The sequence below is a fragment of the Cytobacillus horneckiae genome, from assembly GCF_002835735.1.
In the GTDB taxonomy this organism is placed as follows: domain Bacteria; phylum Bacillota; class Bacilli; order Bacillales; family Cytobacillaceae; genus Cytobacillus; species Cytobacillus horneckiae.
Genome location: NZ_PISD01000019.1, coordinates 69,890 through 82,624 on the forward strand (window position 1 = coordinate 69,890; position 12,735 = coordinate 82,624).

At 36.7% G+C, this 12,735-nt stretch carries 13 protein-coding genes and 1 pseudogene; 9 read left to right on the forward strand and 5 right to left on the reverse strand.

Annotated features, from left to right (window positions below; genetic code table 11):
• Positions 1-130: 130 nt before the first annotated feature.
• Complete coding sequence (locus CWS20_RS28960) at positions 131-253, forward strand: hypothetical protein (RefSeq protein WP_276328301.1); 123 nt, start codon at positions 131-133, stop codon at positions 251-253.
• Here CWS20_RS28960 and rodA read toward each other — a convergent pair.
• The gene (gene rodA / locus CWS20_RS10100) at positions 234-1,391 is read right to left on the reverse strand and encodes a rod shape-determining protein RodA (RefSeq protein ID WP_066198685.1); all 1,158 of its coding nucleotides are present in this window, start codon (positions 1,389-1,391) and stop codon (positions 234-236) included. The two genes, CWS20_RS28960 and rodA, sit on opposite strands and share 20 nt — an antisense overlap.
• Before the next feature lie 17 nt (positions 1,392-1,408).
• The gene (locus CWS20_RS10105; protein ID WP_066198682.1) at positions 1,409-2,041 is read right to left on the reverse strand and encodes a DUF1232 domain-containing protein; all 633 of its coding nucleotides are present in this window, start codon (positions 2,039-2,041) and stop codon (positions 1,409-1,411) included.
• Between the two features lie 193 nt (positions 2,042-2,234).
• Here CWS20_RS10105 and CWS20_RS10110 point away from each other — a divergent pair, with 193 nt between their 5' ends.
• The gene (locus CWS20_RS10110) at positions 2,235-2,579 is read left to right on the forward strand and encodes a DUF3889 domain-containing protein (RefSeq protein ID WP_241198715.1); all 345 of its coding nucleotides are present in this window, start codon (positions 2,235-2,237) and stop codon (positions 2,577-2,579) included.
• Here CWS20_RS10110 and CWS20_RS10115 read toward each other — a convergent pair.
• A complete protein-coding gene (locus tag CWS20_RS10115) occupies positions 2,576-2,770 on the reverse strand; it encodes an H-type small acid-soluble spore protein (RefSeq protein WP_158237001.1) in 195 nt (64 codons plus the stop codon). The genes CWS20_RS10110 and CWS20_RS10115 overlap by 4 nt on opposite strands.
• A gap of 464 nt (positions 2,771-3,234) precedes the next feature.
• On the opposite strand from CWS20_RS10115, the gene CWS20_RS10120 reads away from it, so the two are divergent.
• The 3 genes from CWS20_RS10120 to CWS20_RS28965 all read left to right on the forward strand — a co-directional run bounded on the left by CWS20_RS10120 (position 3,235) and on the right by CWS20_RS28965 (position 7,701).
• Entirely contained in the window at positions 3,235-6,066 is a 2,832-nt protein-coding gene (locus tag CWS20_RS10120) for a 2-oxoglutarate dehydrogenase E1 component (protein ID WP_066198674.1), read from the forward strand.
• Positions 6,067-6,082: 16 nt separating this feature from the next.
• Positions 6,083-7,351, forward strand: a complete 1,269-nt coding sequence (gene odhB, locus CWS20_RS10125; RefSeq protein WP_066198671.1) for a 2-oxoglutarate dehydrogenase complex dihydrolipoyllysine-residue succinyltransferase — start codon at positions 6,083-6,085, stop codon at positions 7,349-7,351.
• A gap of 215 nt (positions 7,352-7,566) precedes the next feature.
• On the forward strand, positions 7,567-7,701 hold the full coding sequence (locus CWS20_RS28965) for a hypothetical protein (RefSeq protein WP_276328302.1): 135 nt from the start codon (positions 7,567-7,569) through the stop codon (positions 7,699-7,701).
• A 45-nt stretch (positions 7,702-7,746) separates the two neighbouring features.
• Here the strand turns inward: CWS20_RS28965 and sda are convergent, their stop codons facing one another.
• Both sda and CWS20_RS10135 read right to left on the reverse strand, forming a co-directional pair.
• Positions 7,747-7,878 carry a sporulation histidine kinase inhibitor Sda gene (gene sda / locus CWS20_RS10130; RefSeq protein WP_066198669.1) on the reverse strand — a complete coding sequence of 44 codons (132 nt, stop codon included), beginning with the start codon at positions 7,876-7,878 and terminating at the stop codon, positions 7,747-7,749.
• Positions 7,879-8,004: 126 nt separating this feature from the next.
• Positions 8,005-8,472: pseudogene (locus CWS20_RS10135) on the reverse strand (pyridoxamine 5'-phosphate oxidase family protein); the annotation flags it as partial.
• A gap of 181 nt (positions 8,473-8,653) precedes the next feature.
• On the opposite strand from CWS20_RS10135, the gene pdxR reads away from it, so the two are divergent.
• From pdxR to ytvI, 4 genes are all read left to right on the forward strand, one after another.
• Positions 8,654-10,042, forward strand: coding sequence for a MocR-like pyridoxine biosynthesis transcription factor PdxR (pdxR, locus tag CWS20_RS10140; protein ID WP_066198666.1), 1,389 nt, complete (start codon positions 8,654-8,656; stop codon positions 10,040-10,042).
• Positions 10,043-10,065: 23 nt separating this feature from the next.
• Positions 10,066-10,815 carry a VOC family protein gene (locus CWS20_RS10145; protein WP_066198663.1) on the forward strand — a complete coding sequence of 250 codons (750 nt, stop codon included), beginning with the start codon at positions 10,066-10,068 and terminating at the stop codon, positions 10,813-10,815.
• Between the two features lie 34 nt (positions 10,816-10,849).
• A complete protein-coding gene (locus CWS20_RS10150) occupies positions 10,850-11,350 on the forward strand; it encodes a GNAT family N-acetyltransferase (RefSeq protein ID WP_066198660.1) in 501 nt (166 codons plus the stop codon).
• Between the two features lie 296 nt (positions 11,351-11,646).
• The gene (gene ytvI / locus CWS20_RS10155) at positions 11,647-12,717 is read left to right on the forward strand and encodes a sporulation integral membrane protein YtvI (protein WP_066198658.1); all 1,071 of its coding nucleotides are present in this window, start codon (positions 11,647-11,649) and stop codon (positions 12,715-12,717) included.
• The last annotated feature ends 18 nt before the right edge of the window (positions 12,718-12,735 follow it).

Genomic DNA, 12,735 nt, shown 5'->3' on the forward strand with positions numbered 1-12,735 from the left:
GTGATAATGAAAAAATTCAGTAGATTTGGAGAGGTGACCGCTCGTCTCCGAGGGTGTATCGGGACAGTCGAGACAAGCGATTTGATTATATTATGCTGCCTCCATGTGTATTGGTTTAACGATAGGAGCTTTGCTTGAAGTCATTCTTCAAGGAGCAGTCGGATTATTGTTCTTTATTTTGGTAGCAATTGGTTTAATTGCTGAAAGAAAAGAGAAGCAGCCGCTTCTCTTTTTTAAGCTGCGTTATTGCTAAACATATAACGTTTAGATTTTAAATTAACACTTAATACAAGGCCAATCGTTATCATATTAGTTAATAGTGCGCTGCCACCGTAGCTTATAAATGGCAAAGTGATACCAGTGATTGGCATGACGCCGATTGTCATGCCAATATTTTGAAAGGCTTGGAAGGAAATGAGCCCAATGGAGCCAGCGCAAATATAAAAGCCAAAAAGGGTGTTCGCATTTAAGGCGATAACAATGATTCGATATATAAGAAGAAAATAAAGACTGATCAATATTGAGGCACCGATAAAACCAAATTCTTCACCTATGACCGCAAAGATAAAGTCTGTATGCGCCTCTGGTATTTGACCGCTTTGTACCTGAGCACCTTGAGTAAATCCCCATCCATTCATCTGTCCAGAGCCGATGCCAAGCATTGCTTGGGTTAATTGGTATCCGTAGGAAGAAGCGTAGCCATAAGGATCAAGCCAACCATAAATTCTTTCTAACTGATGCGGTTTAATTATTTTAATGAAGATATCAAAATAATGATTATGCAAATATACTAACATCCCGACTAAACCTGCTCCAGCAGAAGTTAACAGTAAAACCATTTTATATGAAATGCCTGAGACAGCAATTAAAGAAAGCGTGATTGCCGCTATGATAAGAGCAGAACCCAAATCAGGTTGGACCAATATCATATAAAATGGGAATAATGAAAATATAGCAACTTTTGCTGTAATAGGCATACTTTCAGTAAATGAAAGCTTCCGACGACCTATTTTTGAAAGCGTAACAGAGAGGAATAGGATTAATATAACTTTAAAAAACTCTGAGGGCTGTATTTCAAATATACCTAAATTTACCCATCTTTGAGCACCATTGCGGAAAACTCCGAAGAAATGAACTAGCATCAGTAATATCATGCCGATAATATATAGTGGAACTGCCCATTTTTCCAGTAATTCGTAGTCAAATTTAGCAACCGCTGCCATAACGATAAGCCCGATTACATACCAAATAAATTGTCTTTTTAAAAAGTAGAACGGATCAGAACTGTAATATTGACCAGAGCCGCTATAGACTGATATAAGGCTTATGCTTATTAAGCAAAACAAAATGATTAATAGCGGGTAATCAATTGTGTAGCTATTTCGTTTCAATGATCAACTTCCTTTTTTTATGATAGTTTTAGATTATGAGAGACGATTTTAATCGCGATGGCATCGTCAATATAGCCAATTGGGAAAATATAGTCAGGAATGCAATCAACTGTAGAGATAAAGTAGATGAGCGCGGCTCCCATTAAAGTCAATTGCGTCATAGTCCCCTGTTTCATCGTAAATTTACTAAACATATTTTGCAGTTCCGTAATTAGCGGTCCTGCACTTCCTGCTTTCTCAAGCTTGCTTTTGAAATGATTCTTTACCGTTTCCTTTCCTTCTGATGTATTAGCAAATTGTTTGTAATGTGTTAGCTCTTTTTCAATCACTGAAATAGATAAATCATTATCATAGAGCTTGGCCATCGTTAAATCCGCTTTTATTTCGTCTATTAAACTATGTAAATCTTCAGAATGATGATTGATATTATAGCCTGCCGCTTTGTACAGTTCACCGCTTGAAATGTCTAGTGCATTTGCTATGCGTTCAATATGAGTAGGCGTCGCTTTTCTTTTGCCATTAATTAATCGAGACAGTGTTGCTGAATCAATTTTGCATTTTTCACTTAGTTTCCTAAGAGAAATGGATTGGTCATTAAGTACTTCTTTTAGTTTCCTTCCAAATTGATTATCCATATCTTCACTTGCCATGATTTCTTGCCCCCTTCAATGGTTAATTTATTGCTATTTTTATAGATTCTCTTATAGACTATATGAGAGTGTTGACAATTTGTCAATAAAATTGACGTCATGTCAATAAGTAACAATCTTATCGATATAAGCTGAATAATTTAAGCTGATTTGTTGCAACCTATTTGAAAAATGAGTGGGGAGCGAATCCAAAATGAGGATGAAATTAATTTTCAAGGTTATACTGTGCAGTCTTGTAATTACATCATTTCAACCGATATCTATACCGAATATTCAAAAGGCATATGCTGAGAATGATGCACCAGCATATGCAAAATGGGGTAGATTGGCAATGAAAACGGCTAAGGAAAAATATCCAAATGCAGAGATTATTGACTACTTGCATATTGGCAGGGAACAAAAAGGAAAACAAGTTGTGGAAAAATTTAAGCTTTGGATAAGAGAGAATGATACGGAATTTGGCTTACTAATATTTATCGAATTTGATCCTAAAACAAATCAAGTGAAAACGATAGAACTTAAAAAGTCTGAGCATTAATTTTCCGGCTGTGATTCCTCTATTAAGTTGCTTAAAGAAACGACTTGTTCATTACTTCTGTTCTCTTTATCATGGATTCTTGCCATATTTGAGAGTTCAAAAATATCATCTATGACTACTCGTGTGCCATCAAAAGTAATATGGCATGATTCCTTTGACTTCAAAATCTGCTTCGCTCTCGACAAATCCAATCTCATCACCTCAATTTCTTTTTAATTTCCCATTTCACTTCATATCATATTCAATTGAGCAGCTAAATGCACATCGCTACTAAATTCAGAAAGTTTGATATATACTTAAGTAGGTTCAAAGGGGCAATGGTCTTATTTTTTGATAAAAGGATCCAAGGATTGAGTTCAATTCCTTTTGTTTTCCCTCTTTATTCCATTTTTGAGGAGGGAAATGACCATAAATTAATTCATTTTTTTAATATAAGTATTTTTTCTAAAAATATTAGTCATTTTTTGAATATTTTATGGTTTTCCCCTTTGTATATAGACCTTTAACGTGTTAAAATGGCTTAGGAAACAATTTGTCCTCTGAAAAATATTATTATTCATAATATTAGTTTCCAACTTGACTTACAAAAAAAGAGGATAAAACATTTATTATTATTCAAATATCATTTAAAAAAGAGTTGTGGAGGTAATTTTCCATGAAGAAGCCATTTGATGGTGGGGGACCTTTAGAGCAAAGTTTCTATGGCCCAAACCTTGGCTATGTGATTGAGCTTTATGAAAGATACTTAGAAGATCCAGCATCCGTTGACCCTGAAATGAAAGAATATTTCGAGGTAAATGGATCACCGTTGAAAGAGGAAGGGGTAGCTCCTACAAATCACGGATCTCTTGATTTGGGCATTAGTCCAGGTCGAATTGAAAAAACGTTGGCAGCTATTCGTTTAGCGGATCTGATTCGTTCAAATGGGCATAAAGCTGCAGACATATATCCATTAAATAAAAGAGAATTTGACAGAGAAACGTTTGAATTAAGCAGTTATGGGTTAAGTGAAGAGGATTTGCGCGCTGTACCTGCGCATTTAATCTGTACGGATGCCCGTATTCCTTTAAGAAATGGCTTAGAAGCATTTGAATATTTAAAAAGTGTGTATATGGGCACGCTTGCTTTTGAATTTACACATGTTGACAACATGGATGAAAAAGACTGGCTACGCCGAAAAGTAGAAACAAATAGCATGAAGCTAAATTTACAAAAGCCTGAGAAAACAAAAGTTTATAAAAGACTTGCAGAAGTTGAAGAATTTGAAAAATTCCTGCACCGTACCTTTGTAGGGCAAAAGCGATTCTCTATCGAAGGACTGGATACAATGGTGCCAATGCTTGATGAAATCGTGGCTGGCTCTGTCGCAAATGGTACGAAAGCAATCAATATTGGAATGGCACACCGCGGGCGCCTAAATGTTCTTGCACATGTACTTGGCAAGCCGTATGAAATGATTTTCGCGGAATTTCAGCATGCCCCAAATAAGGATTTAGTTCCTTCAGAGGGTTCAATTGGCATCAGCTATGGCTGGACTGGCGATGTAAAATACCATCTTGGCTTAGATAAGCAAATTAAGGAAGAAAACACGACAGTTGCAAAATTAACACTTGCGAATAACCCAAGTCATTTGGAGTTTGTTGGTGCTGTAGTTGAAGGATACACTAGAGCTTCTCAAGATGAGCGTTCAAATGCAGGTTATCCAGAAGTTAAATACAATGAAGCCTTATCTATTATTATTCACGGTGATGCCGCATTCCCTGGTCAAGGCATTGTTGCAGAAACACTTAACCTTGGTCAGCTGAATGGGTACAACACTGGCGGTTCTATCCATATTATCGCTAATAATACAATTGGATTTACAACAGAATCCTATGATTCACGTTCTACAAGATATGCAAGTGATTTAGCTAAAGGATATGAAGTGCCTATCCTCCATGTTAATGCAGATGATCCTGAGGCTGTTCTTGCTGCTGCAAGATTAGCTGTTGAATATAGGGAAAAATTCCATAAAGATTTCTTGATTGATATCATTGGCTATCGCCGTTTTGGCCACAATGAAATGGACGAGCCAATGACAACAAATCCATTGATGTACAACATCATACATCAACGGCCAACTGTAAAAGATCTTTACGCTGACAAGCTGAAGGCTGAATCTACTTTATCAGATAGCGAGATTTCTTCGATTCAGGCGGAAGTTAGCGAGAAGCTTCAAGAAGCATATAAGAAGGTTCCAGACAAGCAAGAAGATGTCGAAGAGATGAATCCTCCTGAAACAGTCGAAAAAGGATTATCGGCAATCGATACATCTGTTTCACTAGAAACACTTAAACAAATCAATGATGAGCTTCTTGTGTGGCCTGAAGAATTTAAAGTATTTAATAAGCTTGGAAGAATCCTGAAACGTCGCAAAGACGGATTGGAAGAAGCTGGTAAGATCGATTGGGGTCATGCAGAGACTTTAGCTTTTGCATCTATCTTGTCAAATGGAACGCCAATCAGATTAACTGGTCAAGACTCTGAACGTGGAACGTTTGCCCACCGCAATATCGTATTGCATGACGGTGAGACAGGTAAATCATTTTCTCCACTACATCAGCTTTCTACTGCAAAAGCTTCATTCGCAGTCCATAACAGCCCATTATCTGAAATGGCTGTGCTAGGTTACGAATACGGATATAATGTTTCAGCTCCGGAAGTACTAGTATTATGGGAAGCTCAGTTTGGAGATTTCGCTAACTCTGCTCAAGTAATGTTTGACCAGTTTATTTCTGCCGGCCGTGCAAAATGGGGACAAAAATCAGGATTAGTTATGCTGTTGCCTCATGGTTATGAAGGGCAAGGTCCTGAGCACTCTAGTGCAAGGCTAGAAAGATTCCTGCAATTAGCAGCTGAAAACAACTGGACTGTTGCTAATCTTTCATCAGCAGCTCAATACTTCCATATTTTAAGAAGGCAAGCTGCAATTCTTAATAAAGAAGAAGTTCGTCCACTTGTCATTATGTCACCTAAAAGTTTGCTAAGAAATCCTACCGTAGCTGCAACGGCAACGGATCTATCTAATGGAGTTTTCAAACCAATTCTAGAACAAGAGGGATTAGGCGAAAAAACAGATAAAGTGACAAGAGTGGTTTTAACATCAGGCAAAATGGCTATTGATTTAGCAGAGAAGCTGAAAGGTATAGAGGATAAAGACTGGTTCCATATTGTACGTGTTGAGGAAATTTATCCATTCCCATTCGCAGATATCAAAGAAGTGATTGGCCGTTATCCAAACTTGGAAGAGCTTGTATGGGTACAGGAAGAGCCGAAAAACATGGGTGCATGGAATTTTGCCGAGCCAAGATTAAAACATATCGCACCTGAGGGTGTTGAAGTGAATTATATTGGCAGACGCCGTCGTTCCAGTACTGCAGAAGGCGATCCTATTGTTCATAAAAAAGAGCAGGCTCGCATCATTGAAGAAGCGTTAACACGGAAGTAATGAGGAGGAAATTATTGTGGCAGAGATCAAAGTTCCAGAACTAGCGGAATCTATTACAGAAGGTACAGTAGCACAATGGTTAAAGCAACCAGGTGACATTGTGAATAAGGGCGACTATGTCGTTGAATTGGAAACAGATAAAGTCAATGTTGAAATCATCTCAGAGCATAGCGGTGTATTAGCAGAATTAAAAGCCGACGAAGGCGATACAGTAAATGTTGGAGATACAATTGCGATTGTAAGTGAAGGTGGGGAAGCACCTGCACCAGCAAAAGCAGAGAAGAAGGAAGAAGCGCCAAAAGCAGAAGAAAAACCTGCGGAGGAAGTGAAGCCAGTTGAATCTGCTTCTGTGGAAGAAGATAATAAACAGCGCACTGTTGCTTCACCAGCGGCTAGAAAATTAGCTAGAGAAAAAGGACTTGACTTAAGTCAAGTGCCTACGGCGGATCCTTTAGGACGTGTTCGTTCTCAAGATGTAGCAGCATTCGACCCTAATCAAGCGAAACAGGAAGCATCAAAACCGGCAGCACCGAAAAGTGCTCCAGCTTCTAAGCCTGCAACTGCAGCTCAAGATAACAGCGACAAACCAGTAGAGCGTGTTCGCATGTCACGTCGACGTCAAACGATTGCAAAACGCTTAGTGGAAGTTCAACAAACATCTGCAATGCTGACAACTTTCAATGAAATTGATATGACGAACGTAATGAACCTGCGTAAAAAACGCAAAGATAAATTCCAAGAAGAAAACGATGTAAAACTTGGATTTATGTCATTCTTTACAAAAGCTGTTGTAGCAGCACTTAAACGCAGCCCGCTATTAAATGCTGAAATCGATGGCGACCAATTAATCATCAAAAAGTTCTATGATATCGGAATTGCGGTATCAACAGATGAAGGCTTAGTTGTTCCAGTTGTTAGAGAAGCAGATCGTAAAAACTTTGCTGAGATTGAAAAAGACATTATGAATCTCGGCAAAAAAGCACGTGACAATAAACTTGCAATCTCTGATCTTCAAGGGGGAACATTCACGATAACAAATGGTGGTGTGTTTGGATCATTGCTATCTACACCAATTTTGAACGGTCCACAAGTAGGTATTCTTGGCATGCATACAATCCAAACTCGTCCTGTAGCTATTGATGCAGAAAGAATGGAAAACCGTCCAATGATGTATATAGCTCTTTCCTATGATCACCGTATCGTAGATGGAAAAGAAGCAGTTACATTCTTAAAACGAGTGAAAGAACTTATTGAAGACCCTGAATCACTACTATTTGAAGCTTAATTTAAGCAAAACAGAGCGGAATTTTATTCCGCTCTGTTTTTTTACAAACGGCTGATATCATGTAGACGAAAGCTTACTCGGATAAATCGCTTGAACATATATTATCGCAACTTGCAAATACTAAAGCAAAATAGAAATAATATACATAAAAAGTTTCGTTTATGCAACATTTTTGACAAGCGGCATAATATATCATAAAAGCGGGAGTGATTGAAATGATTGATCGAAGAAATAAGGTGTTAAAATACTCCATCCTTTTCAAAAAAATGGGTGTACTCTCAGAACATGACTTAAAGCAAATTATGAATGTAAATAAAATTGTCGTAAAAAGCGAGAGTGAAAGAGGATGAATTAAAATGAGCGAGAGTGAATAAACACTCTCGCTCAAGCCTTGCCTAATCTTTGAAAGGCTTTAGCCCTCTTTTCTGAATTTCCTTTTTGAGAATCCTAATCCATTCCTTTTCTGACCCTGACTTTAATGCATCACGATACGAGACGACCAATTGTTCATTACTCATAATCTTCATTTGACACATACCTCCTAGGTAAGATGGATTGAATTTTCTTTCTATTCGTTTATTGTAAAGGTTATTACTCGATTTGAAAAGCGATAAGGCTGTCAATACAAGAAAAAAACATTGGTAATTTCCACCTTAATTACCTATATCCATATTTATGCTTCGGCCCGGATAAAATGACACTGCTTCATCGTAATGATTCTCTTTGGCTGTAATTTCTTTAGCAATAATTTTTATGACACTAGTTTTGCTGCCTAGAGAGGATTGATATTTTTCCACATGTGTTTTTGAAAGAGGGGTATGATAATAGCCGGGTACATATTTATTCAAAATGGCTTGCATCGCCGCGTGTGCTTCTGATAAATCTTCAACAATTTGTAAATCACCAAATACCATTACACTTTTGTACGCAGTGTCCGTTTTTGCAGGTATTGGATTCGTCATTGTTCCCAATTCACGGCAAACGGTAAAGCATGCATTTTTATTTACTCGAATGATATCCATCTTTTTGCCCTCCTCAGCTCCATGGAAATAAATCGCCTCTTTATACCAAACATAATTTAATGGAACTACATATGGAATATCTTCTGTGCTCAATCCAAGAAATCCGGTTTTTTCATTCTAAATCAATTCTTCAATTTGTTCTTGGTCAACCCATTTTAATTTTTGTTGTCTCATATATAAATCTCTCCTTACATCTATGTTAAAATGAATTATAAGAATAATATGACCCTTTTAAAATAGACAGTTTATAATTAATTGTAGAGGTCAGAAGAGGTGCTTGATGGAACTTACTCCCATTTTTGATAATAAGCGTCCTTTGTATTTACAGTTATATTTATTTACAAAAAAATCCATTGAGGAAGGCCGAATCGCTCCTTATGAAAAACTGCCATCCATCCGACAGCTGACTAAACATCTAAATATTAGTAAAACAACGGTTGAAAATGCTTATCAGCAGCTTTTGGCGGAAGGGTATGTAGAAAGCAGGCCGAGAATTGGACTGGTTGTGTTACCTTTAGATGACCTGATACAAAAGAATGCACCTGGAGAGGTCGAAAATGATCAGCAATTAGAGGAGCGAAAATATAAGATTGATTTTCAGTATGGTGATATTGATTTAAATCATTTTCCATTTAGACAGTGGAAAAAGTTTATGAGAGATGTATGGAATGAACAGAGTACTGAAATTTATAATTATGGAGAGAAACAGGGAGATATTTTATTAAGAAAAGAAATCTCGCATTATTTATTTCAATCTAGAGGCATTGCCTGTCATCCTAATCAAATTGTTGTCTGCGCTGGTACACAGTCTGCCATAGATATAGTCTGTCATTTACTTAAAATAGCAGATAAAAAAGTTGCTATGGAGAACCCAGGCTATGATGGTGTGCGAACGGTTTTTCAGCAGCATGGCTGTAAAATAAAGCCTTTAACGATTGAGAAAGACGGTTTATCAATTGAAGATTTACTTCGCTCTGATGCCGAGGTTGCTTATGCTACACCCTCTCATCAGTTTCCCTATGGAATGGTCCTCTCGATTCAAAAAAGGCTGAAGCTATTACAATGGGCAATAGATCAGCAAAGCTACATTATTGAGGATGATTATGATTCGGAGTTTCGCTATGAGGGTCATCCAATCTCCTCGTTAAAATCTTTAGACTCAGAAGATCGCGTCATTTATCTCGGCACATTTTCAAAATCATTTTTACCATCTTTAAGGATTAGCTATATTGTTTTGCCTAATTCGTTAATTAAAAACTACAAGGAGATTTACCAATTACATAATCAAGCAGTATCGCCAATTTTTCAAAGAGCTTTACAGCAATTTATCCACCACGGTGATTTTAATCGACATCTGAGAAAGATGAGGAAAATCTATTATCAAAAACATAAAACATTAATCGAAGCAATTGATAAACATTTCGGCGACAAAATAAAAGTAATTGGAGAGAAGGCTGGTCTTCATGTTCTCCTTGATGTAAAGGGCAGAAATGAAGATGAGTTAATTGCTAAGGCTGAATCCATTCATATCAAAATCTACTCAACATCCAGTTATTGGATTGGAAATGAGAAAAAGAGGCCGTCTCTTATATTGCTCGGTTTTGGCGGCTTATCAAATGAAGCAATTGAAGAAGGTATCCGGCAGTTAAATATAGTCTGGGATATTTAAATAAGAGAAGGGATGGGTTTTATTTGGATATTAAACTTGATCATATTGTACATTTTATAGAAGGAGAACCGGATAAAGCTATCGAAGAGTTTAAAAAGCATCATTACAAAGCTGTACAAGGCGGCAGACATGAAACCTGGGGCACTTATAACAGCCTTCTGTATTTACAATCTTCATATATTGAATTTCTAGCAGTAGAAAATCAAGCAATTGCTTCTCAATCGGATAATCCATTAATTTCACAACTAATAACCGATTTATCAAACGGTGAAGGAATCGGGCAAATCTGCTTTAGAACGAATAATATAGAGAGCTTGAAAAGGGATTTTGAAGAAAATGGCTTTGATGTGCTGCCGATATTACCAGGCAGACGTAATAGATCAGATGGGAAATTAATTCAATGGAAAATGTTGTTTTTAAAAAAACAGCACTCAATGCCATTTCCATTTTTTATAGAATGGGCAGAGGATGATGAAGCAAGGTACAAAGAATTTAAGCAGCAAGGGATATTAGATGAAAAGCTTGTACATACAAACATTGAAACGATTACTTTTCAGGTGAATGATATTGACGCTGCTCCCATTGCATGGGCGACCTTATTTGATGTGCCGGTTATTAAACAAAATAAAGTTAGCGCAAAAATTGAAATAGGCGGGGTGGCCATCATATTTAATCAAGCAATAAACGGGCGTGGAGACCGTCCGTATAAAGTGACTTTTCAACCGCCACTTAGCAGCGGTGAGGTTTCATTGTATGGCTCTACATATAGGTAAACATAAAAATTTGTCTCACAGAGGGTGACAATGAATGGTTGTGTATGAAACGGAAAGATTGCTGATAAAAGTTTTTGATCAGCAGCATACAGAAGAATTTATTAAAATATGGGGCAGCAATGAAGTCATGAAATTAAGCGGCGGTGGGATTGCCAAAGAGAAGATTCCTCAAATTATCCAATGGTATCAAAATTGTCATAAAGAATATGGTCTGTCAGTTTATTGCCTGCAGGAGAAATCTTCAGGTGAAATCATCGGCGCAGCTGGATTTAATATTGATGCGACAGTTAAAAAGATTGAAATCATTGCTCATTTTAGGAAACAAAGCTGGGGTAAGGGCTATGCCACTGAGGCAGTTAAGGCATGTATCCGTCTGGCAAAAAGACATAAAAAAGTAAAAAAAATATTCGCTTCAGCCGATCCGAATAATATAGCATCAGTTAAGTTAATGGAAAAGCTGGGCTTTACATGTATAGGAAAAGAATGGTTTGATGATACGAATCAAGAGGAATTAGTATTCGAATATAAGTTATAAGGGAAAATGCGGTAGCTGATTAAAGCGCAGTGAGATCGAATGGAAACCTCCAGTTATTGTCAGGAGGTTTTTCTCGTTAATGTTGATAGTCAAAATATCTGTAACCATTATGAGGGCTGTGAGATCGAGTTCCATATAATATTTACACCATTTCATTTAAGAATGCTCATAGAATACGGTGATAAAATGAAAGCGAAGCATATATATAGAAATTATTGTTTTTTTATATGAAAAATTTTTTATAAAACGTTGAATGCGTTATAATGATTTAATGTACTACTTTTTAAGGAGGATCCATGAAATTAAGTAAATCAATGGTTCGGAAGGCATTTATTATTTTGGCTTTAGTTATAGCAGCAGTCTTTATTTATTTTAATTTCTCAGCTTTTATGCCAGTCTTATTAGCTCTTTTGACTGCATTAATTTTTGAACCATTTGTAAGAATGTGTCAAAAATACCTCAAAAGTGAGAAACGGATTTACTCAGTTACAATAATATTTTTGTTATTTGTTTTCATATGCAGTTTAGTACTATACATAAGCATTAAATATGTTTTTGGGAAGATTTATGATTGGTCATTGCTTGTTCCTCAATATGCAATCGAAATTGAGAGAGCCATTAATAAGACGATCAAAAATCTGCAGCAATATTTAGAAGGCATCCCTGAAGGTGATCTCTTAATTACTGAACTGAATAATTTTACCCATAGTATTATTGAAAAAGTGATGCTATTCGCAACAAATGTTCTTGGGCTATTGGCAGATTGGCTTCAGGCTATACCAAATATGCTTTTTGTAGGTATATTTTATTTGATTATCCTCTTCCTATTTAGCCTTGAGCTTCCTAAAATAAAAAATAACTTTTTCAAACTGTTCAAACCGGAAACATCCACTAAACTTCGATATGTAACTCAAAAAATGGGAACTGTATTCCTTGGCTATTGGAAAGCCCAATTTATTTTGAGTGTTGGTGTATTTTTAATATGTTACCTATGCTTGTTGTTTATTTCTCCCAATTTAGCTTTGCTTATGTCATTCATTATTTGGATTGTAGATATTATTCCTTTATATGTAGGACCTGCGCTTGTACTTGTTCCTTGGGGATTAATTGTCATTTTACTCGGAAATACAGCGGCAGGGATTCAATTAATGATATTGGCATTAGTATTACTAATTGTTAGGCGGATCATTGAGCCGAAAGTACTAGGTGACTCTATTGGTCTCAATGCATTGCCGACAGTATTATCGATGTATTTCGGCTATGTCTTCTTTGGCGTAATGGGTCTGATTGCTGGTCCGTTCGTATATATTGCGATTCGTTCAGCAAAAGAAGCTGGGCTGTTTGATCGAAAAACTATTGAATCTTAATGGATATTATTAGTAATA

Bases quoted from the DNA above. Each gene is read 5' to 3' on its own strand.
- CWS20_RS10105 (WP_066198682.1), bottom strand. From the start codon at position 2,041: ATGGCAAGTGAAGATATGGATAATCAATTTGGAAGGAAACTAAAAGAA.
- CWS20_RS10150 (WP_066198660.1), top strand. From the start codon at position 10,850: ATGGTTGTGTATGAAACGGAAAGATTGCTGATAAAAGTTTTTGATCAG.
- ytvI (WP_066198658.1), top strand. From the start codon at position 11,647: ATGAAATTAAGTAAATCAATGGTTCGGAAGGCATTTATTATTTTGGCT.
- CWS20_RS10110 (WP_241198715.1), top strand. From the start codon at position 2,235: ATGAGGATGAAATTAATTTTCAAGGTTATACTGTGCAGTCTTGTAATT.
- CWS20_RS10120 (WP_066198674.1), top strand. From the start codon at position 3,235: ATGAAGAAGCCATTTGATGGTGGGGGACCTTTAGAGCAAAGTTTCTAT.
- pdxR (WP_066198666.1), top strand. From the start codon at position 8,654: ATGGAACTTACTCCCATTTTTGATAATAAGCGTCCTTTGTATTTACAG.
- sda (WP_066198669.1), bottom strand. From the start codon at position 7,878: ATGAAGATTATGAGTAATGAACAATTGGTCGTCTCGTATCGTGATGCA.
- CWS20_RS28965 (WP_276328302.1), top strand. From the start codon at position 7,567: ATGATTGATCGAAGAAATAAGGTGTTAAAATACTCCATCCTTTTCAAA.